Genomic DNA, 24642 nt, shown 5'->3' with positions numbered 1-24642 from the left:
GGAGGCGACGTCTAGCATCTCGCCGGCCGGGAAGCAGGAGGCGAATGGCGAAACCCACAGAAGAGGTGCCCTATCCCGCAAGGATCGACGCGTCGAGATCGCTCGCCTTGGTCAGCCCGGCCAGCGCCAATGTCAGGTCGAACTCGGCAACGATGTTGCGGATCACTTCGCGCACGCCTGTTTCACCGGCAAGAGCCAATCCGTAGACATAGGGCCGGCCGATCAAGACAGCGGCAGCGCCGAGTGCCAGCGCTTTGGCGACGTCGCTACCCGAACGAACGCCGGAATCGAGCAGCACCGGCAGGCCACCAGTCGCGGAAACGATGCCCGGCAAGGCACTCAGCGTTGCGATTTCGCCGTCGACCTGGCGGCCACCATGGTTGGAAACGATGATGCCGTCGACCCCGTGTTCACGTGCCAGCCGCGCGTCCTCGGCGTGGCGGATGCCCTTGAGCAGGATCGGCAGCTTGGTCATGCCGCGCAATCGCTCGATGTCATCCCAATTCAGGTCCGGACGCGAATAAGTCGCGGTAAAATGGGCAACGGCGGCACGCATCTGCTGCATCGACAGACCGAATTGCTTGCCTTTGCGGCGCAGGCTGAGCGCCGTGGAGACCAGATCGAAACCGCGCGGCCTTACCCCGATTTCGGGAGCCCGGGCCGGAATCTTGCTCCTGAAGACGGGATCGCTGAGATATTGGCCGAGCCCCAGCCCGCGCAGGAACGGCAGATAAGCCACGTCGAGATCGCGCGGACGCCAGCCGAGCAGCGTGGTATCGAGCGTGACGGCGATCGCCTCGCAGCCGCATTGCTCGGCACGCGCGACCACCGAACGGACGAAATCATCGTCGCTTGACCAGTATAGCTGGAACCAGCGCGGCGCATCGCGCATCGCCGCTGCGCATTGCTCCATCGGCACCGAAGCCTGGTTGGAAAAGACATAGGCGACATTCTCCGCCGCCGCGGCGCTGGCCACGGCAAGATCCGCCTCAGGATGCACCATCTCCAGCACACCGACCGGGTCGAGCAGGATCGGCACAGCGTGCCGGCGGCCGAACAGGGTCACGGAAAGGTCGCGGTGGGAAACATCGCGCAGGACGCGCGGCACGATCTGATGGCGTTCGAAGGCGCTGCGGTTGGCGCGCATGGTCGCCTCGCTGCCGGCCCCGCCGACAATGTAGGCTGCGGCCTCCGGCGTCATCTTGCGGATCGCCGCCTGTTCCAGCAAATCCGCGGCCACCGGCACAGTCGGGCGCTTGCCGCCTGCGCCGGTGACGTAGATCTGCATCTGACGCAGGCGACCAGGGCTGGCGTCCGGCTTTTTCTGCTCGATGTTCATGCAATGATGCCTGAAGAGATTACTTCTTCTCGTAGCTCTGCCGGATCTCGTCCATCGCATCCTTGATGCGAGTCCGCAGGATATCGACCGATTCCGTCCCGGACTTCTTGACGATCTCCGCCACCTCGCCGGCATTCTTCACCGCCGCCTCGAAGGACTTGCGCGCAAAATCAGCCTGCTTGGCGATCAGTTCCTGCGGATTGCCGGGTGCGCGGTAGTTCTGGCCGAACTCGGAGATTTCGCGCAGGGACTCCTGCAGAACTTCGCGCTGCCTGGCCATGATCGACGATGCGCCCGTTGCCGTTGCCCGAGCCGATTTCTCCAGCGCTTCGAGATTCTTGCGGTGGTGGCTGAGGATAGCATCGACATCCACCTGCGGCATCTTCAGGTCGCGACCGAGCTTGCTGAACATGTCCATGAAGGATTCGGGTTCGGGCTGCTTTGCCATGGTCGTCATCTCCTCCTTTAGAGCGCAGCGCGTCCGTTTAGACGCAAAGGACGCTCTAACACTTTGATTTTGCGCATGATCCTTTCCGAAAATCGAAACCGATTTTCGGGGTCATGCGCTTGCTGGCGCCATTGCCGCAAGGGTGAGAATAGACCAGCGAACACAACCGTCAATTGACGAGAAACAGCCGTTCCACCGTGTAGAGCGCGAGGCCGGCCAGGCCGCCGATGATCATGCCGTTGAAGCGGATGTATTGCAGGTCGCGTCCGATGTTCATCTCAATCAGGCGGGTAAGCTGCGCGAGATCCCAGCGCTTGACCTGGTCGGCGATGAATTTGGAGACGCCGCTCTTCTGGCTTTCCACGAAAGAAGCCAGAGCGACGACAAAGCCCTGGTTCATGTCCGCCCTGATCTGCGGATCACCTGCAAGATGCCGTCCGACCTCGATGAACATGCCGGTCAGATGTTGTCGGATCATCGAGTTGTCCGCGACCGCATCTTGCTCGATGAAACGACGCAGGCTGTCCCACATGTCGTGCGCCAGTTCGCGGATCTCGGGCCGTGCCAGGAAACCGCGTTTCAACCGCTCGGCGCGACGGGCATATTCCTTCGATTGGCGCAGCCGATCGATGAACTTGGCGACGAAACGGTCGAATTCCTCGCGCATGGGGTGATCGGGATCGGCCCTCACCTCCTCCAGCAACGATCCGGCGGAAGCCACGATCTTCTTCAGGAGATAGGCGTCGGCGCGAAACAGATTGAACAGCGAAGGCAATTCCTCGCGGATCTTCTCCCGCATGGACGTCAGCGCCTGCTCGTCATTGAGGAATCGGCCGATGACCCGGGTGAACTCATCGAACAGCTTCTGGTGACGACGATCCTCGGTGAAAGCTTCCAGCAGTTCCGCCGCCAGAGGTGCAACCTGGACCTTTTCCATCTGTTCCAGCATGCGCTGGGTAACGAAGCCGCGCAGGCCCGATTGCTCGATGGCGCCGAGCGTCTGCGGCACCAGCCGCACGACGAAACGCGACAGACCCGCCGCGCGCTCTTCATCGGCCAGCCAGTCGGCGACCAGGGACGCGAAGTCGACCTCGTTCAATTTTTCCCCAACCGGGCCAGGCGCCAGGAAATTGACCTCGATGAAACGGCCGAGATTGTCTGCAATGCGCGTCTGGTTCTCTGGAATGATCGCTGTGTGCGGGATCGGCAGGCCGAGCGGCCGCTTGAACAGCGCCACCACTGCGTACCAGTCAGCCAGGCCACCGATGGTTGCGGCCTCGGCGAAGGCGGCAATGAAGGCCAGCCACGGATAGCTTCCCTCAAGGGACTTCGAGACAGCAAATACCCCCACGCAAAGCGCAAGTGCCGCGGCGGCCACGAACTTCGTGCGCCGCAATGCGGCAAGTTTTGCCTCGGCATCCTTGTCAGAACTCAAGAATCCTGCGGCGGTAGCATCCTGCTGCGACATTTACGGTCCGCTCCTGCTGCTGCTCGAACAAAGCTTAGCATCGGAAAATAAGGTTTGCGCATGCCGATTGCATGGGCTTTTCGGTCACGTCCTGAACCTGTCGAGGACGCTCTCGGCCTCGCACCGCTTAGCCAGCGGCATTTTAAATGCTTTCGTGACAAGGGGTTAGAGGCAATATTGCATTGCAGCAAAAATCCATGTTGCAATGCACAATAATCATCCCTATATGCTCGCCATGCTCCGGGTCGATCTTGAACGGAGCGCAACCATAGCTCCTTAATGAGGATGGAGAATTGCCATGACCAAGACCGCCAAGACCACCGCGCCTGCTTCCAATTATCTTTCCTCGATCAAGAACGTTTTCGATGGCGTTCAGTCGAAGCTTGAAGTTCCTGCCGCCGCCCGCGATTTCGTGAAGCGTGGCGCCTCGACCGCCAAGGAACGTGCCGAGACCGTTCACGGTGGCGCCGCCAAGCTGACCGACGGTGTCGAGAAGTTCGCCGCCTCCTTCGTTGCCGGCTATGCCAATTTCTCCCGCGGCCTGCTTGATGCGACGCTCGCCAATGTCCAGCACACCTTGACCACGGTCGAGAAGATCGCCGGCGCGCAGTCGTTCAACGAAGCTGTCCAGATTCAGGCCGACTTCGTGCGTGAAAACGCTTCGGCCAACATCGAGCGCGTCCGCGGCGCTGCCGAGACCGCCAAGACCACCGTTGTCGAAGGCGCCAAGACCGTTCAGGCCGAAATCGGCAAGCTCTACACCTTCGACAAGAAGGCCGCCTGACACCAGACCGGACACACCGGCCTGCATTGAAAACGATCCGCGCGGAAATCCCGCATCACCGGTTCTGATTTTCTGTACGAGTGCATGTCGCGTAACGTGTTCACGCAAAAAGGTCCGCTTCCAGCGGGCCTTTTTTTGTTTCAGCTCATCCCGACCGGCACGCAAAAAGCCGGGTCGACGACCCGGCTTTTCGTGGCATCACCATGACAGTTTCAGCCTGAGGCGCCGGAATAAGGCGCCCCTCCTGCTTATTTTGACGGCTTGATGCTCTGCACGGTGGTCTTGCCGGCGGCATCGGTCGCATAGGTGACCAGCACCTTGTCGCCGGCCTTCAGGCTGGCGGCTTTGACACCTGACGGCAGCTTGACCGTCTGGCCATTGTCGAGCGTCACCGAACTGGTCAGTGCATCGACCTTCTTGACGGTCGCCTTGAGGTCCTTGGCGATGGCGCCATTTACGCCGGCAAGAGCGAGCACGATGGCGGTAGCGGCAATGTAAGTCCTCATGGGGGGCTCCTTTTGTTGAGGCACCACCACATTGAAGGCCCGATCTCACGGGCACATTGCCGCCACCATACGGATTGGTAAGGTGACGAAAGCCTATTTCACCACAAGCACGGGAATGGCCGAGTGGGCCAGAACCTCGGCGGTCTGGCTGCCGAGCAGGACGCGCTCGACACCGCGCCGACCGTGCGACGCAATCACGATAAGATCGGCCTTGTGTGCCTTGGCGGCTTCCAGAATCGCGTCGGCAGCGCGCTGGTCTGGCACGTGAACGAGATCGGCATCGACGCCGGCCTTGGTTGCCTCGGCCTTGACCGCTGCCAGGATCTTCTCGGCATCTTCCTTCTGCGCGGCGCTGAACTCCTGCATGTCCGCTCCGGACGGAACCCAACCCGCACCGAGCGCGAAGCCGGACACCGGGAAAGGTTCAGTTGCGGTCACCACCGTCACCTTGGCGCCTAATGCCTTGGCGAGTGCCAGGCCCTGCTGGACCCCCTTGCCGGCGAGATCGGAACCGTCGGTCGGAACAAGAATATGTTTGTACATCGCAATCTCCATTGGTCAGTAAAACCTCCCATAGAAAAAGTGGGCATGCGTTGACCAAGATCAACCGGACAGTGGCAAGGCGAGGATGGGCCAGCACAGTGCAGGCCGGCCCACGCCTTAGGGCGTAGTTACCGTCTGTCGTGTTCGTGCAATGAAAGCGTGATCGAAGCGTCCGACAGGCTTGCAAACTGCTTGGCCTCATCGAGACAGGGAGTGTCGCCTATGGCAAGCGCCGCATCCCGCGTCTCCGCGACTGGCAAGTTTCCCAGCTGTCCGTTATGTGTCGCTGCCCGAAACAACCGTAGGAACATGTGATGGCGAACAAGAACATCGACCACGCTTTTACCGCCCGCGGCAAAACCGGCCACTCTTATGAGCCGACCTATGCCGGTGCCTTGTCGTTCATGCGGCGCAAGTACACCAAGGATGTGAAGGGCGTGGATGCCGTTGTGTGGGGCATTCCATTCGATGCGGCCGTCACCAACCGTCCCGGCGCGCGTTTCGGCCCGCAGGCGATGCGGCGCGCCTCCGCGATCTTCGACAACGATCCGCAATATCCTTTCTCGCGCGAGTTCTTCGACCATCTCGCGGTGGTCGACTATGGCGACTGCCTCCTGGATAGCGGCAATCACCAGAAAACACCTGGCATCATCGAACGCGAGGCCGCCAAGATCCTGAAAAGCGGCGCGTTCCTGCTTTCGCTGGGGGGCGACCATTTCGTCACCTACCCCCTGCTCAAGGCTCATGCCGCAGTGCACGGCCCATTGGCATTCGTGCAGTTCGATGCCCATCAGGATACATGGCCCGATGACGGCAAGCGCATCGACCATGGCTCGTTTGTCGGCCGGGCCGTAAAGGAGGGCCTGATCGACCCAGACCGTTCGATCCAGATCGGCATCCGCACGCACGCGCCGGACACTTTCGGCATCAAGATCCTGCACGGCTACGAAGTCGAGGAAATGCGCGCCGCCGACATCGCCTACGCCATTGTGGAGCGCACGGGGGGCCGCAAGACCTATCTGACTTTCGATATCGACTGCCTTGATCCTGCCTTTGCACCGGGCACCGGCACGCCCGTTTCCGGCGGCCCGAGTTCGTCCAAGATCCTGTCGACATTGCGGCTGCTCAGCCAGATCGATCTGGTCGGCGCGGATGTCGTGGAGGTTGCGCCGGCCTACGATCATGCCGATATAACGGCCATCGCCGGCTCGACCATCGCCATGCACTATCTCGGCCTGCTGGCGGAGCGAAAGGCGAGAGCCGAAGAGAACACCAACCAGACCCATACCGGTCAGGACATCTGACGTCCCGGCCAGAAAGATCGGACCAGGCAAGGCAATGAAACCGAAAATCTTCATCGACGGCGAACACGGCACCACCGGCCTGCAGATCAGGGCAAGGCTGGCGGACCGCGGCGATCTCGAGATCATCTCCGTGCCGGCTGAGCGCCGCAAGGAGACCGCGGCCCGTGCCGAGTTCCTCAACGCCGCCGATGTCGCCATCCTGTGCCTGCCGGACGAAGCGGCAAGGGAAAGTGTCTCACTGATCAAGAACGACACCACCCGCGTCATCGATGCTTCCACCGCATATCGCGTTGCAGCCGGCTGGGAATACGGCTTCCCGGAAATGGACAAGGATCAGACGAAGCGCATCGCGGCTGCGAAGCGGGTCGCCAATCCTGGCTGCTGGCCACAAGGCCCGATCGCGACCCTGCGCCCGCTGGTCGAAGCCGGCCTGCTGCCGGCCGATTATCCAGTGACCTTCAACGGCATCTCCGGTTATTCGGGCGGCGGTCGTACCATGATCGAGGACTACGAGGCCAAGGGCGAGGATGCTTCAGAATTCACGCCCTATGCGCTGTCCCTGAAGCACAAGCACCTGCCTGAACTGAAGGCCTATGCGAAGCTGAAGCACGACGCCCTGATGCAGCCTGCAGTCGGCAATTTCGCGCAGGGCATGATCACGGTGGTGCCATTGCAACTCGCCCAGCTCGACCACATTCCGACAGGTGCGGAACTGCATGCCGCGATTGCGGACCATTTCGCTGCGATCGAGGGGGGGGTCGTTGAGGTAGCGCCTTACGAGGCCGTCGACCGGGTGCCGGAGCTCAATCCCGAGCATTACAACGACACCAACCGCATGAAGGTCTATGTCTTTGCCAATGATGCGCGCGCGCAGGCGTTGCTGGTCGCTGTCTATGACAATCTTGGCAAGGGCGCTTCCGGAGCGGCTGTACAGAACCTCGACCTGATGCTCGGCCTCAACGGCTGATCCATCGGATTCAGAAGCCGGCCGCGCCCATGGCGCGGCCTTGTTTCCAATAACCTGGAACCACGCCATGCACCCGCCTGCCCTGCCGGCGCGCTGGAATGTCAGCGAGCCTGTTCTTGTCACCGAAACCTTCTCCAGCCGCATCTGGAAAGTGCGCCAGGCGGACGGCACGCCCGCCATCGTCAAGGCGCTGAAGGATTTCGACGATGTGGAAGACGAACTGCGCGGTATTCACCTGCTGTCCTGGCGGCGCGGTGAAGGTCTCGTCCGCCTGTTCGACGGCGAAGACAAGATGATGCTGATCGAATATGCCGGCGAACGTCACCTGCGCGCCGTTCTGGACGACGCCAGCGATACCGCTGCCACCGAAATCGCGGCCGAAGTGATGGCTCGGCTGCATTCGCCGTCCCGGTATCCGGCGCCAGCTGATCTGCAGCCGCTGCGCGATCGCTTCGTCAGCCTCTTCGACAAGGCAAAGGTGGATCGAAATGCCGGTCTGCAAAGTCCTTATGTCGAGGCCGCCGAAATCGCCGAACGCCTGCTCTCCGATCCATTGGACGTTCGTCCTCTTCATGGCGACATCCACCATGACAACATCATCCAGTCGCCGCGTGGCTGGCTGGCGATCGACCCTAAAGGCATATTGGGCGACCCGGGCTTCGACGCGGCCAACATGTTCTTCAATCCACTGGATCGGCTGTGCACCGAGCCCGAGCGCATCGCAACGATGGCGACGATCTTCTCCCGCTCGATGGGTCAGGATCCTCGTCGCTTGCTCGACCATGCGATTGCCTATGGCTGCCTGTCCTCGTCCTGGCACAATCAGGACAAGAATGAAGCAGACGAGGCGCGTGAATTGTCGATCGTCGACACCGTGCGCTCGGTGCGCGACAGCAGCTTCTAGAGCATGACGCTCTCAATGGTCGTCAGCTCCTGACGACCACCTCGGTTTCAAGTGGGTAAGCCCCCTTCGTGCCGCGCCAATGCGCGGTCGCGAAGACCAGCACGATCATCGCGAAAGCCTGATGGGTCAATGCGACATCGATCGGCGCCTGCAGGAGCAGCGTGGCGACACCGATGGCGGCCTGGCCGACAATCAGCCCTAACAGAACCCAGGCACGTCGTGCATGCGTGCTGCCAGGTGCCGAGCGCGTCGAGGACAGGGAGTGCCAGAGGGCAATGATCAGGACCGTGTATGCGAACATACGATGCACGAACTGCACGGTCTTCGGGTTTTCGAAGAAATTGACCCAGGCCGGATCAAGGATGAGCAGATCGCCAGGGATGATGGCGCCATCCATCAGCGGCCATGTGTTGTAGGTAAGCCCGGCATGCAGGCCGGCGACCAGCGCGCCGAGATAGATCTGGACGAGAACCAAAAGCACCATGATGCCGGCGAACCGCTGCGTGCCACGCCCGGCTGACGGCTCGCTATACGATACCAGGCCGCGCGCAATGTAAGCGACCGCGGTAATGATGATGCAGGCCAGTGTCAGATGCGTCGCCAGCCGATACTGGCTGACCGAAACGCGCTCGCTGAGGCCGGACGCGACCATCCACCATCCGATTGCCCCTTGCAGCCCCCCAAGCGCCAGAAGGCCGATCAGGCGTGGTTTCAGGCGGCTCTCCAGCCGGCGCGTTGCCCAGAAGAAGACGAGCGGGACAGCAACCAGGAAGCCGACACCCCGTGCCAGCAATCGATGCGCCCATTCCCACCAGAAGATGCCCTTGAATTCGTCCAGGGTCATATCCTTGTTGATCTGCTGGTACTGCGGGATCTGCTGGTACTTCTCGAACTCTTCCTGCCATTCCGCCTGGTTGAGCGGCGGCACGACCCCATGGATCGGCTTCCATTCCGTGATCGACAGGCCGGAACCGGTCATTCGGGTGGCACCACCCACCATGACGATGGCAAACAGCACCACAAGCACGACATACAACCATCCGCGCACCAGCGCGCGATTGTGCAGTTCGCGATTCTGTTCGGCAACGGGAGCGGCAATTTCTGTGGTGGCTGCCATGGCTGATCCGGACATCTCGTTTCGCGATCTCAAGTGAACCATAGCACCAAAACTGGCAAGGCAGCGCGGCGCGGCACGCCGTCGCGCCGACGCGCCGACGCTCGCCGGTTGCACACTTATGCCATTCGGCATAATCCGAAGATCACAAAGGATTGCAGTCATGCCCATGCGTCTGAAGAAGCTGATCGGAGCGGTGCTCCTGGTGGCGCTCGTCGTCGTCTATGCCATCGTCGCGACCATTGTCGCCGTGGCGCAGCTGTCGCAATCCGGCCCGCTCGCTCACCTGGCCTTCTTCGCACTCAGCGGCCTGCTCTGGATCCTGCCAGCCATGGGCATCATCAAGTGGCTGATCCTTGAGCCTCGCCCGAAGAACTAGCAGGCAAGACCAAGATTCATTTATCTTTTCCGCCTAATATGTTGCATCATTATGCGTCCGTCTGATGCAGGCTCACTGCACGACGCCAAGGGGACGATGCAGGAATGGCGGACGCGACGGCGTCGGGGGAAAACAAGGTTTTTGCATCTGCAGCTGTGCCTTACCGGGCACCGGCTGGTGTTGCCGTCACGGCCTCCGTGCAGGCCGCGACAGACAACGCACTCGCATCTTATGCCGACTTCTGTCGAACCACTCTCCATGCGCCGCCGCAGGATCCGCTCTGGGTGGCCAAGTGGATCGAGTATCTGCGTCCCGACGCCATCTTTGCTTCGCTGATAGCCGAAGGGCGAACCGTGCTTGCCCTGGCATTGGAAATTGAGCGCACCGGGCCTTTCCGTATCGCGCGTTTCCTCGGCGGACGCCATGCTAACGGTAATTTTCCTGCACTCTCAACCAGTTCCGAGCAAAATCTCGTAGGCTCATCCCTGCCCGTTTTGTTTGCAGCGATCCGATCGGCCCGACCCGATATCGATCTCATCGCATTGCAGCGCCTTCAACCTGACCTCGACGGCACGGACAATCCGCTGGCGACGCTCCCCGGCTTCCCCAGCCCAAACATCGCCCTTGCCGTCGACCTTGGTGGCGGCTTCGACAGTGTGCTGGACCGCGTCAGCGGCAAACGCAAACGCAAGAAACATCGCTCGCAGGCCCGTAAATTCGAATCTGCCGGCGGTTTCACCAGGATCGAAGCCAAAACTGCGGACGAAACGCGACGCCTGCTCGATGCGTTCTTCGCCATGAAGGAACAGCGTTTCCGCAAGATGGGCATCGCCAACGTCTTTGGCGATGAACGCGTGCGTGGCTTTTTCCAAGCGCTGTTCGCCGGCGCCCTCGCCGGCGAAAGTCCGACTTTTGTCCTGCACGGTCTCGACGTCGACGGCAAGCTGCGCGCTGTGACCGGTTCCAGTCGTTCCCCGAAGCGACTCATCTGCGAATTCGGCGCAATCCTCGAGGACGAGCTTTCTTTTGCCAGCCCCGGCGACTTCCTGTTCTTCGACAACATTCAGGAAGCATGCGAGCAAGACAATCTTCTCTACGACTTTTCCGTCGGAGACGAGCCGTACAAGCGGCAATGGTGCGACGTTGAAATCAAGCAGAGCGACGTGCTTCTGCCGCTCACCACAAAGGGACGCATCCTGGCCGGTGCCCTGCAGCAGAGCGCGCGCGCCAAGACTTTCGTCAAGAACAGTCCAGTGATCTGGAGGGTCACAAAGGCCTTGCGCCGCAGGACGCAAGGCCAGGAACAGGTGTCACGAGCCGACGAGGACTGAGACGGAAGCCTAGGCGGCCGAGCGGCCGAGCGGCTCACCGGGCCTGCCATGACCTGCCGGCGTGACCAGCACGACATCCGGGTAGCCGCTCTCAATCAACTTCACGGCGGCGTCGGCGACCGCGTCACTCGATTCCAACACGCTGACGAAGACTTCCGTCGCCTCGCCGACGAGCCGGCGGATGCCATCGGCGTCGGCGGGACCACACTCCACCACCACAAGATCGTAGGCGGTGGTCAAGGACTGCATGATGATCGGCAAGCGGTCTGCGGCCCGCATCGCGCGAACTGGATCTGCCGTGCCGGCTGGAATCACATGGCAATCCGAATAGTGGTCAGCATGGATGACGTCGCTGAACTGAGCCTCGGATGCCAGCAGGTTGGTAACGCCGGCCTGACTGCCGCCGTCAAGCATCGGGCGTGAAGCGGCTCCGGAAGCGGTCAGATCGAGCAGAAGCACGCGCAAGCCGGCATCGGCAACTTCCCGGGCAACCAGGATGGAACTGGCGGCGGCCTCATCGCCCTCAGGGGAGACGAAGATTGCGCGCGCAGCACCGCTGGTGATCAGTCGTTCCGCGGCTTTTTCGATATCGATCTCACCCAGCCCCAGGTCAAAGTGCTCCGGCTCAAGAGCCTCTGCCGCGAGAGGCTCTTCCGCAGGCACTGATTCGTCCAGGACCATCGGCTCTTCCGCCTGCACAGACGCGTGTCCCGCGGAAACATTCTCGATCAACGCCGCAGCCTTGCGTACCGCGGCCGCGCGCTCGTCGTCATCTTGCCGCACCATAACAGCCGGTGCCTCCACTGCGGAATGACGGATCTCCTCGAAGTCAGGCTGCACGTCGGCCACGGGCGCAGGATACGGCTCGACAGGCATCGAAACCTGTCTGACCGGCTCAGGCCGCGGTCCCTGTGCTGGCCGCATGGCGCGGCCCGAGAACAGTTCGCTCAGCAAAGTGAAGATCGACATCACCAGCAGTGATGCGACAAATGCCGCGCTGACAATGGGGATGATTTTCGGGAAATACGGCTCGGTCGGCATTGCCGCTTTGGAAACAACGTTCGCAACCACGGGCAGGTAGTCGCGATCCTGGCGGGAGGCGGCCTGCTGGAAGTTGGTCAAGTTGGTTTGAAGTGCCTGACGTTTTGTTGCGGCGTCGAGCTCCAAGGCATTCAGTTCTACCTGTTCTTCCCCAGCGCGCGCGGCTTCAGCCTTCAAGCGGTTCAGATCGGTAACAAGCTGATTCTCGCGCTCCTGAGCGGTTTGCGCCTGGGTGACGAGGCTTGCCAACACATTCTGTGCTTCCGTTCGCAACTGCCGGTCTATGTCGGCGAGCTGCGACCGAAGCGAGCGGATGCGCGGGTGATTCTCAAGCAGAGTGGTCGAAAGATCGGCGATGTCGCTCTTGATCTGCCCTTCCCGATCACGCAGGCGCTGGATTGCTGGCGAGGCCTGCACTTCCGGAAAAGAATCGAAAGACCCGCTGCTCTGCAACGCCTTGCGAACGGCCTGGGCGGTCGCCTCAGCGGAAGCCCGATTGGCGCGCACGCGTGACAGTTCACTCGACATTTCCGAGAGCTGCTGGGTCGCGAGCACGGCATTGTTCTGGCCGACGAGAAGGTCGGATTGCGCACGATAAGTCGCAACCTTGGCCTCGGCCTCTTTCACCAGCCTGGAAAGCCTGTCGATTTCCGGAGCCAGATAACTGGTCGCTTCCGTACCCGATTCTTTCTTCGACCCCCGCAGCATCGCGACATAGGCTTCCGCGATCGCATCCGGCACGGCAACGGCCAACTTGGGATCGCGCGACGAGAACTCGATGCCGATAATACGTGTTCTTTCAACACGATAGACATTGAGCTTCTCGCGCATCTTCTTAAGTACACGCTCTTCCGGCGGAATCTCATTCGGATCACTTTTCAAACCGACCAGAATGAGAAACTGGTTGAGAGCCGACATATTCAGCGTCTCGTCGAACTCCGAAGATTTCGCCAATGGGAGCTTCTCAGCCACTCTCCTCAGAACATCTGTCGAAGAGATCAGCTCGACCTGGCTGGCGACAGCCTCCTCATCCAGATTTTCTCGGTTCGCATCGGCACCTGTCCCTGGGCGCGTAAAGGGAGATTCGCGATCCGCGATCTCCAGCCGAGTCTCGGACTTGTAAAGCGGTGTAACAAACGAGGCTGCCGCAAACGCAAGGCCGGCCACGACCAGGGAACCCAGAAGTATACGCAGCCAGTTTCGGCCAAGACTCGCGAAGAGCTGCCTCAGATCAACATCAACATCCGCCGCGTTAGATTGTACGCTCGACATGCATCCTGCTCCCACTTTGGGTTGGCGGCATGGTAAACAAGCATGGTAACTCAGCCGTTAAGAAAGCTGCTCCTCAAATAAGCTACCGTGCGAATTCACGCGACAGGCTTTCGCGAGCGCACTGCATCCGTAAAAACCAATAAAATAAGCATCCACTCATATTCGGTGACGTTGAATTTTACCGGGCATTAACCCTAACAGACAGATAACAAGACTCGAAACGTCAGCCGATCGTCCGGCGACCAGTCGAAGGCATGTATCCGGTGATGAGAAAACCTACCTCGCTCCTTCGCGCATTGCTGGCGGTATCGCTGCTGGCGGGCTGCACCAGTTATCGCCCGACACCACCGGCGTTCCACGACGCATTGACGCAGCCTTATCGTCTCGGCGCCGGCGACCGTGTGCGGGTAACCGTCTTCGAGCAGGAAGGCCTGACCAACACCTACAGCGTCGACCAGTCGGGTTTTATCTCCTTCCCGCTCGTAGGCCCGGTACCAGCACGCGGCAGCACTGCCCAGCAGCTCGAAAAGGCGCTCGCGGTAAAGCTGCGGCAGGGTTACCTGCGTGACCCGGATGTCTCGGTTGAAATCGACCGCTACCGCCCGATCTTCGTCATGGGCGAAGTCGGCGCAGCGGGTCAGTATTCCTATGTTCCGGGCCTGACCGTACAGAAGGCGGTCGCCATTGCCGGTGGTTTCTCGGCACGCGCCAATCAATCCAATGTCGATGTTACACGCGACATCAATGGCAAGGTGATGACCGGCCAGGTCGTGACATCAGATCCCTTGCTGCCAGGCGACACGGTCTACGTCCGCGAACGCCTGTTTTAACGCGTGGCATCCCCCTCTTCTCTCCGTATCGTCCACTGCTTTCGTTCGCCTGTGGGCGGCATTTTCCGCCACGTGCGTGATCTTGTCGACGCGCAGGCTGCTGCCGGCCATCTCGTCGGCATCGTCTGCGATTCGACGACCGGAGGCGCCTTTGAAGAAGGGCTGTTCAAGGACATGAAGGAAACGCTGGCACTTGGCGTCCACCGCACGCCAATGCAGCGGCACATCGGTTTCGGAGACGCCGCTTCGGCCTGGCGAACCTTCAAGATCATCAAGGAATTGCAGCCGGACGTACTCCACGGCCATGGTGCCAAAGGTGGCACCTATGCGCGTCTGTTCGGCTCACTGTTGCGGGTTTCAAGGTCTCGCGTGGCCCGCCTCTATTCGCCGCATGGCGGCAGCCTGCATTATGACGAGCGCACGGCGACCGGAAGGCTGTTCTTCGCAATCGAGCGGACGATGGCTTTCTTCACCGACTATCTGCTGTTCGTCTCCGACTACGAAAGGCAGGCCTATCGGCAAAAGGTCGGCGAACCGCCAATCCCAAACCTGCTGGTTTACAACGGCTTGCGCGATGTCGAGTTCGAACCTGTTGCCGCGCATACAGATGCCGCCGATCTGCTCTATATCGGCATGATGCGGGACTTGAAGGGCCCGGACATCTTCATCGACGCTCTCGCCCAGGCGGAAATTCTTTCCGGACGTCCCATCCGCGCCGTGATGGTCGGAGGCGGAGATGACCTGCCACGCTACCATGCCCAGGTGAAACGCCTCGGGCTCGACGGCCGCATCCGTTTTTTCCCGCCGATGCCAGCTCGCGAAGCTTTCGCCCTGGCCCACCTCGTCGTTGTACCTTCCCGTGCGGAAGCCATGCCCTACATCGTTTTGGAAACACTGGCGGCTGGAAAGCCGATGATCGCCAGTGCGGTCGGTGGTATCCCGGAGATTTTCGGTGCGGAATCACCGGCTCTGGTGCGACCAAATGCGATCGAAGTCAGCGAAAAGATGGATGAGGCACTGACCGATCTGGATGCCTATCGCCGGGCTATGCCGGAAACCCGCGAACTGAAGTCGCGCTTCGGCGCCGATATCATGGCCGCTGAGATCGAGAAGGCGTATTTCGCGGCTTTGGCCAACTAGAGCGTCAGGCCATCCTGCGGGAATGGTGATGCGCGTGCCCGGACAGAGCACTCGAGACTTCTCCCGAATTGCTCTGCGCCTTGGATCAGGCTGCGGCTTCGGCGCTTTTCCGTTCGATCTGATCGATCGCATCCACGACGGCGTCAAAGGTCAGCATCGTGGATGCGTGACGGGCCTTGTAGTCGCGGACCGGCTCCAGATACTTCAGATCAGCGAAACGCCCCTCGGGTGGCGTACCGCTTTCCTTCAGCATCTTCCACATAGCCTCACGTACGGCGCGCAATTCCTGCGCGGTCGCGCCGACGACATTGGCAGCCATGATGGAAGAAGAGGCCTGGCCCAGCGCACAGGCCTTCACGTCATGCGCGAAATCAGTGACGACACCATCCCGCATGGCAATATCGACGATAACAGTCGAGCCACACAGCCTGGAATGAGCCTTGGCTGACGCGTCGGGATGCTCAAGCCGACCGATGCGGCCGATATTTCCCGCAAAACCAAGAATTTTCGTGTTGTAGACGTCGTCGATCATAATGTTCTAGCCCGCCGTGCTGGCACGATCATCGAATACCGCTGGCGTATCTTTCATTCGCTCGGCACCACCATATATAATGCTGCAGGTCCGGTAACGACAAGGCGACGGGCAGTCGCGTCAGCCGGCCTTTTTTCACGCCGCTTTCGGGCGGGAACCGGGTGGGGTTTCCGCTACCGCAAAAGGCAGTGGTCCGTTCAACTCGTTCCCTCTATGAAGGGGACTACGGGAGATGCCTTTCATGGATGCCGCCATCAAGAAAATGATGCCGCAGTCGGCTTATATGGACAAGCCGGTCACCGACCGGCCCAGCCAGGAAGAAGTCGAGGCGGCAGTTCGCACGCTTCTGCGCTGGACCGGGGACAATCCGAATCGCGAAGGTCTCGTCGATACGCCAAAGCGCGTCGCCAAGGCATTTCGCGAGATGTTCGGCGGCTACGACATGTGCCCGGCCGAGGAACTTGGCCGCACTTTCGAGGAAGTCGCGGGCTATGACGATCTCGTCATCGTTCGCGACATCACGTTCCATTCCCATTGCGAGCACCATATGGTGCCGATCATCGGCAAGGCGCATGTCGGCTATCTGCCGGACGGCAAGGTCGTCGGGCTTTCAAAGATCGCCCGCGTCGTCGACATCTTCGCGCATCGGCTGCAGACGCAGGAAGCGCTGACGGCCCAGATTGCCGGTGTCATCCAGGACGTGCTAAATCCGCGCGGCGTTGCGGTTATGGTCGAGGCCGAGCATATGTGCATGGCCATGCGCGGCATTCGCAAGCAGGGTTCGACCACCCTCACCTCTACCTTCACCGGCAGCTTCCGGGACAATCCCGAGGAACAGGTCCGGTTCGTTACCATGGTGCGCGCCGGCGGCGGGGTTTGACCCGTATCGCCGGCCCCAAACTTCCGGGATTCGGCGATGACCGCTCTACAATTTTCCGAACCATCCAGCGACAAGCGGCAACTCGAGGAAGGCGAAGCCTTTACCCCGCGCTTCGACGCCAACGGACTCGTAACTGCTGTCGTCACCGATGTGAGCGACGGCATGCTGCTGATGGTCGCGCATATGAACGCGCAAGCACTTGCACTGACGCTGGAGACCGGGATCGCCCACTACTGGTCGCGCTCGCGCAACGCGCTTTGGAAGAAGGGCGAGACGTCCGGTAATTTCCAGCATGTCGCCGAGATCCGGACGGATTGTGACCAGGACGCTGTGTGGCTTCGCGTAAAAGTGACAGGCCACGATGCAACTTGTCACACCGGCAGGCGTTCTTGCTTCTATCGGACGGTGGCACTTGCCAACGGCAAGGGGACGCTCAATGCAGATGGTTCCAAGCCGCTCTTCGATGCGCAGGAAACCTATCGGAAGCCTCGTTGATTATCCCGCCGGGACCAACTTTGCCCGATTCACGATTTCGATACGGCCGTTGTATAAGCTGGTCGTGGGATAAGGGAGACTCTGATGCTCGAATGGGCGTCATTGCGGGGCAAGGGGATCGCTCGCGAAGCGAATGACCCGGCGTCGTCCGACGGAGCCCCTGCCCCCAAGCAGCCCAGCAAATGTGGCATTGCACTGGCTCTCGGCGGCGGCGTAGCACGCGGTTGGGCTCATATCGGTGTCCTGCGCGCGCTTGACGAAGTTGGCCTGGAAATCTCGATGATCGCAGGCACATCGATCGGCGCGCTGGTCGGAGGCTGTTATCTCGCCGGCAAACTGGACGAGCTGGAAGAGTTCGCGCGCAGCCTGACCCGGCGCCGCATTTTCGGCCTGCTCGACATCAATCTTCGCGGCAATGGCCTGTTCGGAGGCATGAAGCTCGATGCACGGTTGCGTGAGCATCTCGATGGTCTTCGCATAGAAAACCTGCCCAAGACCTTTGTTGCCGTCGCCACCGAAGTCAGGACAGGCCACGAAATCTGGATCACCCAAGGCTCGATGGTTACAGCAATGCGAGCGTCCTATGCCTTGCCCGGGGTCTTTGAACCGGTCAACTGCAACGGCCGCATTCTGGCCGACGGTGCGCTGGTGAACCCGGTACCGGTCTCGGTATGCCGCGCGCACGAACAGCCAATGGTGGTGGCCGTGAACCTCCACTATGACCTTTTCGGCCGTGCTGCCGTCATCAAGCACAACGCCGGCGAGCTCGTCATACACAAAGACGCGAAAAGGCCCGGTCGCTTCGATCCCAATGCTACGGAGCAAGGAACCCGGCTCGGCATCACCGGCATGATGGTGGAAGCGTTCAACATCATCCAGGATCGCATTTCGCGTGCTCGTATGGCCGGCGACCCGCCTGATTTGTCCCTGCAGCCGAAGCTTGGCCATATTGGTCTGGCCGAATTCCATCGCGCCGACGAGGCGATCCGCCTCGGCTATGAAGCCACGATGGCACATATCGAGGAATTGAAACGGCTGCAGGCCGTGCTCGCTTAGCCGGCTACTTTTGCAAGACTCAGGCTATGGCGGCGTCGGTGATGCGGAACTGCACGCTGCGGCTGCCATTCCAGTAGTTGCCCGAAACCGAGCCTGCCACGTGCAAGGTCTTGCCCCTGTTCTTGAACAGGAATTCGCCCAGCGTGGTGTCGACGGCACGGAAAGCCATCGCCTGGATGCGGCCGCCGCTTTCGGAGGTCAGATCGACACGGATGTGATTGGTGCCAACAGCTCGCGCGTCGGCCAGTCGATGACGCGGCAGCACGAACAGGGGCGGTACATGGCCCGTGCCATACGGCCCAGCCTTTTCCAGCGTGTCGAGCAGCGTGAGCGTGGCTCCCTCGGCTGCCAGCGCGCCATCCACCAGAAGAGTTTCCTCGTCGCGCAGGCGGAACACGTCGGCGGCAGCGCGCGCCTCGAAGAAGGCCCGTAAGGCGCCAAGCTTTTCGCGCTCGACAGTGATGCCTGCCGCCATGGCGTGACCTCCACCCTTGACGATCAAGCCCGCTTCGGTGGCTTCGCGCACCAGCCTGCCAAGGTCGAAACCGACAACCGAACGCCCCGAACCGGTACCGATACCGTTGGCATTGAACGCAATGGCGAAGGATGGCCGGCGTGCATGCTCCTTCAGCCGGGAGGCGATCAGGCCGACGATGCCGGGATGCCAACTGTCGGAGGCCGTCACGATCACGGCCGGGCCCTCGCCACCCGCCAGCTCGGCGTCGGCTTCCGCACGGGCCTGGGCAAGCATTTCCTGCTCCATGGCCTGACGCTCCTGGTTCAATCGGTCGAGCGTTTCGGCAATGGTGCGCGCCTCTGCCGGATCGTCGGTTGCCAGCAGGCGACTGCCCAAAGCCGCGTCGCCGATGCGGCCGCCGGCATTGATGCGCGGACCGATCAGGAAGGCGAGATGGAAGGTGTTGACCGGCTCGCCGATGCGCGAAACGCGCGCAAGCTCGGCAAGACCAGCATTCTTTTGCTGGCGTATGACCTGCAATCCCTTGACGACGAAGGCGCGATTGACGCCGATGAGCGGCACGACATCGCAGACCGTTGCCAGTGCGACGAGATCGAGCATGGCGAGCAGATCCGGCCGCGGTGCGTCCGGCGCGCGCTCACGCAGCAGTTTGGCGGTCTGCACCAGGGTCAGAAAAACCACACCGGCCGCACACAGATGCCCCTGTCCGGAGAGATCGTCCTCGCGGTTCGGATTGACGATGGCTATTGCCTCGGGCAGCGCACCACCGACCTGATGATGGTCCAGCACAACGACATCGGCGCCGGTTTCCCTGGCGGCGTCGATCGAAGCCGCGCTGTTGGTACCGCAGTCGACCGTGACGATCAGGCTCGCCCCGCGCCCGACCAGTTCGCGCATGGCGTCAGGATTGGGACCGTAGCCTTCGAAGATGCGGTCGGGGATATAGATCTCCGATGGCACCGAAAAATGCTCCAGGAAGCGCTTGAGCAGCGCCGAGGAGGCAGCACCGTCGACGTCGTAGTCGCCAAAGATGGCGACCCTCTCGCCTCGGATGATCGCCTCGGCCAGCCGCACGGCTGCCTTGTCCATGTCGGTCAGCGACGCGGGATCGGGCAGCAGGTCGCGGATGGTGGGATCGAGGAAACGCTCGGTGCCGACCGCAGTCACGCCACGCCCTGCCAGGACCCGTGCGACGATGTCGGGAACGCCATGGCCCTGAGCGATGGCCAGCGCTGTCATGTCCTGTCGTTCGGACAATCGGTGCACCCAGGCAAGCCCGGTCGCCGATCGCCTGACATCGAGGAAAAACCGCTTCTCGCCGGTCATGCGGGATTACCATTCACCGTATTGAGCCCCATCAGGCTCAATACGGTGAAACCGACAAAAATCAAAACTTATCGAGGTCCTGATGACGGGCCTTGATCTCACGCACGGTCCGCGAAGAAGAACGCAGCACGATCGTATCGGTGGTAATGTAGTTGCGGCCGAACTTGACACCCGCAAGCATGTTGCCGTCGGTGACGCCGGTTGCCGCAAACAGCACATCACCGCGCGCCATTTCGTCGACACGATAGACCTTGTTCGGATCGGCGATGCCCATCTTGGCGGCACGCGCGACCTTTTCGGGTGTGTCGAGGATGAGCCGACCTTGCATCTGGCCACCGGTGCAGCGCAGGGCAGCAGCCGCGAGGACGCCTTCAGGCGCACCGCCCGAGCCGATATAGATGTCGATACCGGTCTCTTCCGGGTCGGTGGTGTGGATGACGCCGGCAACGTCGCCGTCACCGATCAGACGGATGGCCGCACCGGTTGCGCGCACCGCCTCGATCAGCTTGGCGTGACGTGGCCGGTCGAGAATGCACGCCGTGACTTCATTCACCGGCACGCCCTTGGCCTTGGCCAGGCTGGCGATGTTGTCGGCCGGGGAAGCGTCGATGTCGATGGTGCCCTCCGGGTAGCCGGGGCCGATGGCGATCTTGTCCATGTAGACGTCCGGCGCGAACAGCAGGCTGCCCTTTTCAGCGATTGCGATGACGGCCAGCGCATTCGGCAGGTTCTTGGCACAGATTGTGGTGCCTTCAAGCGGATCCAGCGCGATGTCGACGGCCGGGCCCTTGCCCGTGCCGACCTCTTCGCCGATGTAGAGCATCGGCGCCTCGTCGCGCTCGCCCTCACCGATCACCACGGTGCCCTTGATGTTAAGGCGGTTCAGCTCGGAGCGCATCGCATCGACAGCAACCTGGTCGGCCGCCTTCTCGTCGCCACGCCCGCGCAGCCGCGCCGCGGCAACCGCAGCACGCTCGGTGACGCGCACCAGTTCCATGGTGAGAATTCGGTCGAGACCGGCGATCGTATTCGCAACAGCATTCATGAAGTGGAAATCCTCATTTGCAACGCGCCAGAAGCGCAGGCGGGCTTCTTGTGTCAAAGCCTCATGACAACAGCAAGACCCGGAGAGAAGCTTTCCCGACCAAGAAACAATATCAATCGATTGAAAGAGATAACGGCGTTTCCTGCTGCGAACGGCGGCATAGCTTGTCCCTGGGCTGCATATCCGCGCTACGGCGTAACGACGTCGCCGAGATGCGCGAATATCTTGCCTTCAGTTCTGAGCGTTTCCCCGTTCGATGGCTGCAGCATTGACAGCCCCCTCATCCAGCAATATTGGATACAATCATGATTTCGGATACAAACAAGACGCAAGTGGATTCGGCGGCAGCAAGAATCAGGACGTTGATCCTGAACGGAACTTTTCAGCCCGGTCAGCCGCTACGGCAGGAAGCATTGTCGGAACAGCTGAGCATCAGCCGCACGCCGTTGCGGCATGCCCTGCAGTCGCTTGCCGAAGACGGTTTGGTCGAGGCAACCGACTACAAAGGGGCAAGGGTTGCGGCGCTTGATCCGGGCATGGTCGACGACTTGTTCGAGATGCGGCTACTGTTGGAGCCACTGGCACTCAAATCCGCCTTTGAAAGCCAGACCAAGCTTGATTTTGCGAAGGCCGAGATGGCGCTTGATGCTGCCGAGACGGAAAGAGAACCGTCGAGGCTTTCGGCGTTGAACTGGGACTTTCATCAAACCCTGTACCGACCATCAAACCGGCAGACCCTGCTGAAAACCATAGAACAACTTAACCGCGCGTCGGCGCTCGCGGAGGTTATCGCGAGTTCCATCGTCGCCCGCCCAGACAAATCAGCTGCTGAACACCGAAAGCTGCTTCAAGCCTGTCGCGATCACGACGAAACAGGTGCGATCTCAATTCTGAGCGAACACTTGCGGCTGGCTCATCACGACATAAAAAACCGAAGGGAGTGACCATGCCCATCATAAACAGGATCGCCGAGTTTCACGACGATATGGCACGGTGGCGGCGTCACCTTCACGCAAATCCGGAACTTTCTTTCCAGGAACAGGAGACCGCAGGTTTCGTCGCCGAAAAACTTCGTTCCTACGGGATCGAAGTCACCGAAGGCGTCGGAGGAACAGGCGTTGTCGGCATCCTGCACGGCAACAGGAAGGGCTCACGCTCGATCGGATTGAGAGCGGACATGGACGCGCTTGCCATTGAGGAACGCAACGATTTTCCGCATCGCTCGACGAACAAGGGTGTCATGCACGCATGCGGACATGATGGGCATACCGCAATGCTCCTGGGTGCTGCCCGCTACCTCGCCGAGACCAAAAATTTCGAGGGCCGCGTTGTCTTCATCTTCCAGCCGGCCGAAGAGATGGGGGGTGAAGACGGTGGTGCCGCGCGCATGATCCGGGAGGGTCTGTTCCAGACATTTCGCTGCGATGAGATCTATGGCCTGCACAATTGGCCGGGAATGGAAATCGGTACCTTCGCCGTCAAGTCGGGACCGATGATGGCGTCAGGTGATGCGTTCGAAATCGAGGTCACGTCTACTGGGATGCATGCGGCCCAGCCTCAGAAAGGCGTCGATGTCGTTATGACTGCCGGACATATCCTCATCGCACTCCAGCAGATATCGGCGCGCAACACCGACCCTCTGGATGCAATCGTCGTGAGTGCCACGCAGGTTCACGGCGGTGACGCTTACAATGTCTTGCCAAACAATGTCACCATTCGTGGCACCGTACGGGCATTCTCTCCCAACGCGCGTGCAACGGCGGAGCCGGCCGTACGGCGGATCGTTGAGGGCATCGGCCTGTCGACAGGTGCCCAGTGCAAGGTTTCATACGCCCAGCAATATCCGACGCTCATCAATTCGCAGTCCGCTGTCCGATCCGCTGAGGCTGCGGGATCATCGGTGTTCAACAAGATCGACACGAATCCGCCGCAAACGATGATCGTCGAAGACTTTGCCTTCATGCTCCAGGACCGACCTGGGTGCTACGGCTGGATCGGTAACGGACCGGATGACAATGGCCGCATCCTTCACAGCGCATGGTTTGATTTCAACGACGAAGCGCTGCCTTTCGGAGCTTCCTATTTTGCGTCACTCGTCGAGGCGAGGCAGAACTAGCTTCTGCAAATGACAGTACGCGGTTCAATTGGGCGTGACGACAATGCGCGACGGATGCGCCCTTCCGTCGCCACGAGAATTCCGATCTGGATCGAATTGGAAGCGCTCAGCGCAGGGGCGGCGGAGTTGTTCGAACGCTCTCTTCAGCAACATCCCGAAATCGAGGAGTGCTACGCGGTAGCCGGCAATCCAGACTACCTGTTGTTCGTCTCTGTCACGGCAATGCAGGAGTTCGAGAGTCTACACCGCAATGTCCTCTCAAGGCTCCCCGGCGTCAGAAAGATCAGGACTGAATTCTTGTTGCGGCGTGTTCTTCTACGGGCGTTGCCGGACTAGGAAGCGACATCGTCCAGGAAGTCCGCCGTCGGAACGAAGAACAGGCAGCCCGTCACCGCGCGGCTGAAATCAAGCAGGCGGTCATAGGTCCCCGGCGGATTGCCGATGAACATGTTCTCCAGCATCTTCTCGATGCGGTGCGGGGAACGGGCGTAGCCGATGAAATAGGTTCCGAACTCGCCCTTGCCGATCTCGCCGAACGGCATGTTGTCGCGCACGATCTGCAGTTGCTTGCCATCCTCCTCAATGGAAGTGAGGACATTGTGAGCATAGGGCTTTTTCTCTGAATCGCGCTGCTCGATATCGGAGAGCTTGTGGCGCCCGATGATGTTCTCCTGCTCCTCGACCGGCACCTTGTTCCACTGCTCGACGTCATGCAGATATTTCTGGACGATCACATAGCTGCCACCAGCGAAGGGCGCGTCCTCCTCGCCGATGATGGTGGCATCCACGGCCGCCTGATCGACCGGGTTCTCTGTGCCGTCGACAAAGCCGATCAGATCGCGATCGTCGAAGAACTTGAAGCCATGCACCTCGTCCGCCGTCGCGACAGCACCGCCGAGCCGCGACATGATATGCGTGGCCAGTTCAAAGCACAGATCCATGCTGGCTGCGCGCACATGGAAAAGGATGTCGCCGGGTGTCGAAACGGCGTGATGCACGCCATGAATTTCGCAAAAAGGGCGCAGATCTTTAGGCTGCGGCGCACCAAACAACCTGTCCCAGGCCTGCGCACCGAAGCCCATGACGCAGGAGAGCTGCCCCTCCAGATTGCGGAACCCGACACCGCGCAGCAGACTGGAGAGATCAGAACAGAGATCACGAACCGCGTCCTCCGCCTCCTTTCCAGGGTTGATCGTCACCACCAGGAAAATCGCTGCCCGCGTCAGCCTGCTGGCAACCGACTGGGATATTGGGGCAGGAAAGCTCGAAACCATTGTCACCCGTCAACCGTCGAGGATCATCACTGCTTCTTACGATGCAACGGTGACGACAAATCTACAAGGC

Annotated in this window: 25 protein-coding genes; 14 read left to right on the top strand and 11 right to left on the bottom strand. The window is 60.7% G+C overall.

Annotation, left to right across the window (positions count from 1 at the left end; genetic code table 11):
* Nucleotides 1–70 precede the first annotated feature (70 nt).
* The 3 genes from AC3WTO_RS06340 to AC3WTO_RS06330 all read right to left on the bottom strand — a co-directional run bounded on the left by AC3WTO_RS06340 (nt 71) and on the right by AC3WTO_RS06330 (nt 3255).
* Nucleotides 71–1339 carry an alpha-hydroxy-acid oxidizing protein gene (locus AC3WTO_RS06340; RefSeq protein WP_492459796.1) on the bottom strand — a complete coding sequence of 423 codons (1269 nt, stop codon included), beginning with the start codon at nt 1337–1339 and terminating at the stop codon, nt 71–73.
* Between the two features lie 19 nt (nt 1340–1358).
* Nucleotides 1359–1787 carry a phasin family protein gene (locus AC3WTO_RS06335; RefSeq protein ID WP_492459795.1) on the bottom strand — a complete coding sequence of 143 codons (429 nt, stop codon included), beginning with the start codon at nt 1785–1787 and terminating at the stop codon, nt 1359–1361.
* Nucleotides 1788–1956: 169 nt separating this feature from the next.
* The gene (locus AC3WTO_RS06330; protein WP_492459794.1) at nt 1957–3255 is read right to left on the bottom strand and encodes a DUF445 domain-containing protein; all 1299 of its coding nucleotides are present in this window, start codon (nt 3253–3255) and stop codon (nt 1957–1959) included.
* A 298-nt stretch (nt 3256–3553) separates the two neighbouring features.
* On the opposite strand from AC3WTO_RS06330, the gene AC3WTO_RS06325 reads away from it, so the two are divergent.
* Entirely contained in the window at nt 3554–4039 is a 486-nt protein-coding gene (locus AC3WTO_RS06325) for a phasin family protein (protein ID WP_492459792.1), read from the top strand.
* A gap of 248 nt (nt 4040–4287) precedes the next feature.
* Here AC3WTO_RS06325 and AC3WTO_RS06320 read toward each other — a convergent pair whose 3' ends face one another.
* Complete coding sequence (locus AC3WTO_RS06320; protein ID WP_492459791.1) at nt 4288–4545, bottom strand: DUF1344 domain-containing protein; 258 nt, start codon at nt 4543–4545, stop codon at nt 4288–4290.
* 93 nt (nt 4546–4638) lie between these two features.
* Nucleotides 4639–5088 (bottom strand): universal stress protein, encoded by a 450-nt coding sequence (locus AC3WTO_RS06315; RefSeq protein ID WP_492459790.1) that lies wholly within the window; start codon nt 5086–5088, stop codon nt 4639–4641.
* A 314-nt stretch (nt 5089–5402) separates the two neighbouring features.
* Here AC3WTO_RS06315 and speB point away from each other — a divergent pair, with 314 nt between their 5' ends.
* The 3 genes from speB to AC3WTO_RS06300 all read left to right on the top strand — a co-directional run bounded on the left by speB (nt 5403) and on the right by AC3WTO_RS06300 (nt 8263).
* Nucleotides 5403–6392, top strand: a complete 990-nt coding sequence (speB, locus tag AC3WTO_RS06310; RefSeq protein WP_144377432.1) for an agmatinase — start codon at nt 5403–5405, stop codon at nt 6390–6392.
* A gap of 34 nt (nt 6393–6426) precedes the next feature.
* Entirely contained in the window at nt 6427–7359 is a 933-nt protein-coding gene (gene argC / locus AC3WTO_RS06305) for an N-acetyl-gamma-glutamyl-phosphate reductase (RefSeq protein ID WP_492459789.1), read from the top strand.
* Nucleotides 7360–7426: 67 nt separating this feature from the next.
* Entirely contained in the window at nt 7427–8263 is an 837-nt protein-coding gene (locus tag AC3WTO_RS06300) for an aminoglycoside phosphotransferase family protein (protein WP_492459788.1), read from the top strand.
* Nucleotides 8264–8285: 22 nt separating this feature from the next.
* Here the strand turns inward: AC3WTO_RS06300 and AC3WTO_RS06295 are convergent, their stop codons facing one another.
* A complete protein-coding gene (locus tag AC3WTO_RS06295; protein ID WP_492459787.1) occupies nt 8286–9380 on the bottom strand; it encodes a COX15/CtaA family protein in 1095 nt (364 codons plus the stop codon).
* 160 nt (nt 9381–9540) lie between these two features.
* Here AC3WTO_RS06295 and AC3WTO_RS06290 point away from each other — a divergent pair, with 160 nt between their 5' ends.
* Both AC3WTO_RS06290 and AC3WTO_RS06285 read left to right on the top strand, forming a co-directional pair.
* The gene (locus tag AC3WTO_RS06290; RefSeq protein ID WP_054313245.1) at nt 9541–9756 is read left to right on the top strand and encodes a DUF2842 domain-containing protein; all 216 of its coding nucleotides are present in this window, start codon (nt 9541–9543) and stop codon (nt 9754–9756) included.
* 104 nt (nt 9757–9860) lie between these two features.
* Nucleotides 9861–11087, top strand: coding sequence for a GNAT family N-acetyltransferase (locus AC3WTO_RS06285; protein WP_492459786.1), 1227 nt, complete (start codon nt 9861–9863; stop codon nt 11085–11087).
* Nucleotides 11088–11096: 9 nt separating this feature from the next.
* Here AC3WTO_RS06285 and AC3WTO_RS06280 read toward each other — a convergent pair whose 3' ends face one another.
* On the bottom strand, nt 11097–13400 hold the full coding sequence (locus AC3WTO_RS06280; protein WP_492459785.1) for an exopolysaccharide transport family protein: 2304 nt from the start codon (nt 13398–13400) through the stop codon (nt 11097–11099).
* A 266-nt stretch (nt 13401–13666) separates the two neighbouring features.
* Here AC3WTO_RS06280 and AC3WTO_RS06275 point away from each other — a divergent pair, with 266 nt between their 5' ends.
* Complete coding sequence (locus AC3WTO_RS06275) at nt 13667–14230, top strand: polysaccharide biosynthesis/export family protein (RefSeq protein ID WP_492459784.1); 564 nt, start codon at nt 13667–13669, stop codon at nt 14228–14230.
* A 27-nt stretch (nt 14231–14257) separates the two neighbouring features.
* Nucleotides 14258–15370, top strand: a complete 1113-nt coding sequence (locus tag AC3WTO_RS06270) for a glycosyltransferase family 4 protein (RefSeq protein WP_492460053.1) — start codon at nt 14258–14260, stop codon at nt 15368–15370.
* Between the two features lie 85 nt (nt 15371–15455).
* Here the strand turns inward: AC3WTO_RS06270 and AC3WTO_RS06265 are convergent, their stop codons facing one another.
* Nucleotides 15456–15902: an iron-sulfur cluster assembly scaffold protein gene (locus AC3WTO_RS06265; protein ID WP_492459783.1), complete on the bottom strand. Its 447-nt coding sequence runs from the start codon at nt 15900–15902 to the stop codon at nt 15456–15458.
* Nucleotides 15903–16143: 241 nt separating this feature from the next.
* Here AC3WTO_RS06265 and folE point away from each other — a divergent pair, with 241 nt between their 5' ends.
* The 3 genes from folE to AC3WTO_RS06250 all read left to right on the top strand — a co-directional run bounded on the left by folE (nt 16144) and on the right by AC3WTO_RS06250 (nt 18333).
* Nucleotides 16144–16782: a GTP cyclohydrolase I FolE gene (folE, locus tag AC3WTO_RS06260; protein WP_492459782.1), complete on the top strand. Its 639-nt coding sequence runs from the start codon at nt 16144–16146 to the stop codon at nt 16780–16782.
* 36 nt (nt 16783–16818) lie between these two features.
* Nucleotides 16819–17277: a phosphoribosyl-AMP cyclohydrolase gene (gene hisI, locus AC3WTO_RS06255; protein WP_492459781.1), complete on the top strand. Its 459-nt coding sequence runs from the start codon at nt 16819–16821 to the stop codon at nt 17275–17277.
* An 84-nt stretch (nt 17278–17361) separates the two neighbouring features.
* Nucleotides 17362–18333 carry a patatin-like phospholipase family protein gene (locus AC3WTO_RS06250; protein WP_492459779.1) on the top strand — a complete coding sequence of 324 codons (972 nt, stop codon included), beginning with the start codon at nt 17362–17364 and terminating at the stop codon, nt 18331–18333.
* A 19-nt stretch (nt 18334–18352) separates the two neighbouring features.
* Here the strand turns inward: AC3WTO_RS06250 and recJ are convergent, their stop codons facing one another.
* Nucleotides 18353–20137 carry a single-stranded-DNA-specific exonuclease RecJ gene (gene recJ / locus AC3WTO_RS06245; RefSeq protein ID WP_492459778.1) on the bottom strand — a complete coding sequence of 595 codons (1785 nt, stop codon included), beginning with the start codon at nt 20135–20137 and terminating at the stop codon, nt 18353–18355.
* A gap of 61 nt (nt 20138–20198) precedes the next feature.
* Nucleotides 20199–21182: a class II fructose-bisphosphatase gene (gene glpX, locus AC3WTO_RS06240; protein ID WP_492459776.1), complete on the bottom strand. Its 984-nt coding sequence runs from the start codon at nt 21180–21182 to the stop codon at nt 20199–20201.
* 305 nt (nt 21183–21487) lie between these two features.
* Here glpX and AC3WTO_RS06235 point away from each other — a divergent pair, with 305 nt between their 5' ends.
* From AC3WTO_RS06235 to AC3WTO_RS06225, 3 genes are read left to right on the top strand one after another with little or no spacing between them, the layout of a single operon-like run.
* Complete coding sequence (locus tag AC3WTO_RS06235) at nt 21488–22126, top strand: GntR family transcriptional regulator (protein WP_492459775.1); 639 nt, start codon at nt 21488–21490, stop codon at nt 22124–22126.
* Nucleotides 22127–22128: 2 nt separating this feature from the next.
* Nucleotides 22129–23298: a M20 aminoacylase family protein gene (locus AC3WTO_RS06230; RefSeq protein WP_492459774.1), complete on the top strand. Its 1170-nt coding sequence runs from the start codon at nt 22129–22131 to the stop codon at nt 23296–23298.
* Nucleotides 23299–23307: 9 nt separating this feature from the next.
* Entirely contained in the window at nt 23308–23634 is a 327-nt protein-coding gene (locus AC3WTO_RS06225) for an Lrp/AsnC ligand binding domain-containing protein (protein ID WP_492459773.1), read from the top strand.
* Here AC3WTO_RS06225 and AC3WTO_RS06220 read toward each other — a convergent pair.
* Nucleotides 23631–24572 carry a Dyp-type peroxidase gene (locus AC3WTO_RS06220; protein WP_492459772.1) on the bottom strand — a complete coding sequence of 314 codons (942 nt, stop codon included), beginning with the start codon at nt 24570–24572 and terminating at the stop codon, nt 23631–23633. The genes AC3WTO_RS06225 and AC3WTO_RS06220 overlap by 4 nt on opposite strands.
* Between the last annotated feature and the right edge of the window lie 70 nt (nt 24573–24642).

The sequence above is a fragment of the Mesorhizobium sp. EU05-FHT14A09 genome, from assembly GCF_058790995.1.
Note: the sequence above shows the minus strand (reverse complement) of the source record. Positions and strands in the feature narration are given on the sequence as shown.

Bases quoted from the DNA above. Each gene is read 5' to 3' on its own strand.
- AC3WTO_RS06340 (WP_492459796.1), bottom strand. From the start codon at position 1,339: ATGAACATCGAGCAGAAAAAGCCGGACGCCAGCCCTGGTCGCCTGCGT.
- AC3WTO_RS06335 (WP_492459795.1), bottom strand. From the start codon at position 1,787: ATGGCAAAGCAGCCCGAACCCGAATCCTTCATGGACATGTTCAGCAAG.
- AC3WTO_RS06330 (WP_492459794.1), bottom strand. From the start codon at position 3,255: ATGTCGCAGCAGGATGCTACCGCCGCAGGATTCTTGAGTTCTGACAAG.
- AC3WTO_RS06325 (WP_492459792.1), top strand. From the start codon at position 3,554: ATGACCAAGACCGCCAAGACCACCGCGCCTGCTTCCAATTATCTTTCC.
- AC3WTO_RS06320 (WP_492459791.1), bottom strand. From the start codon at position 4,545: ATGAGGACTTACATTGCCGCTACCGCCATCGTGCTCGCTCTTGCCGGC.
- AC3WTO_RS06315 (WP_492459790.1), bottom strand. From the start codon at position 5,088: ATGTACAAACATATTCTTGTTCCGACCGACGGTTCCGATCTCGCCGGC.
- speB (WP_144377432.1), top strand. From the start codon at position 5,403: ATGGCGAACAAGAACATCGACCACGCTTTTACCGCCCGCGGCAAAACC.
- argC (WP_492459789.1), top strand. From the start codon at position 6,427: ATGAAACCGAAAATCTTCATCGACGGCGAACACGGCACCACCGGCCTG.
- AC3WTO_RS06300 (WP_492459788.1), top strand. From the start codon at position 7,427: ATGCACCCGCCTGCCCTGCCGGCGCGCTGGAATGTCAGCGAGCCTGTT.
- AC3WTO_RS06295 (WP_492459787.1), bottom strand. From the start codon at position 9,380: ATGGCAGCCACCACAGAAATTGCCGCTCCCGTTGCCGAACAGAATCGC.
- AC3WTO_RS06290 (WP_054313245.1), top strand. From the start codon at position 9,541: ATGCCCATGCGTCTGAAGAAGCTGATCGGAGCGGTGCTCCTGGTGGCG.
- AC3WTO_RS06285 (WP_492459786.1), top strand. From the start codon at position 9,861: ATGGCGGACGCGACGGCGTCGGGGGAAAACAAGGTTTTTGCATCTGCA.
- AC3WTO_RS06280 (WP_492459785.1), bottom strand. From the start codon at position 13,400: ATGTCGAGCGTACAATCTAACGCGGCGGATGTTGATGTTGATCTGAGG.
- AC3WTO_RS06275 (WP_492459784.1), top strand. From the start codon at position 13,667: ATGAGAAAACCTACCTCGCTCCTTCGCGCATTGCTGGCGGTATCGCTG.
- AC3WTO_RS06265 (WP_492459783.1), bottom strand. From the start codon at position 15,902: ATGATCGACGACGTCTACAACACGAAAATTCTTGGTTTTGCGGGAAAT.
- folE (WP_492459782.1), top strand. From the start codon at position 16,144: ATGGATGCCGCCATCAAGAAAATGATGCCGCAGTCGGCTTATATGGAC.
- hisI (WP_492459781.1), top strand. From the start codon at position 16,819: ATGACCGCTCTACAATTTTCCGAACCATCCAGCGACAAGCGGCAACTC.
- AC3WTO_RS06250 (WP_492459779.1), top strand. From the start codon at position 17,362: ATGCTCGAATGGGCGTCATTGCGGGGCAAGGGGATCGCTCGCGAAGCG.
- recJ (WP_492459778.1), bottom strand. From the start codon at position 20,137: ATGACCGGCGAGAAGCGGTTTTTCCTCGATGTCAGGCGATCGGCGACC.
- glpX (WP_492459776.1), bottom strand. From the start codon at position 21,182: ATGAATGCTGTTGCGAATACGATCGCCGGTCTCGACCGAATTCTCACC.
- AC3WTO_RS06235 (WP_492459775.1), top strand. From the start codon at position 21,488: ATGATTTCGGATACAAACAAGACGCAAGTGGATTCGGCGGCAGCAAGA.
- AC3WTO_RS06230 (WP_492459774.1), top strand. From the start codon at position 22,129: ATGCCCATCATAAACAGGATCGCCGAGTTTCACGACGATATGGCACGG.
- AC3WTO_RS06225 (WP_492459773.1), top strand. From the start codon at position 23,308: ATGACAGTACGCGGTTCAATTGGGCGTGACGACAATGCGCGACGGATG.
- AC3WTO_RS06220 (WP_492459772.1), bottom strand. From the start codon at position 24,572: ATGGTTTCGAGCTTTCCTGCCCCAATATCCCAGTCGGTTGCCAGCAGG.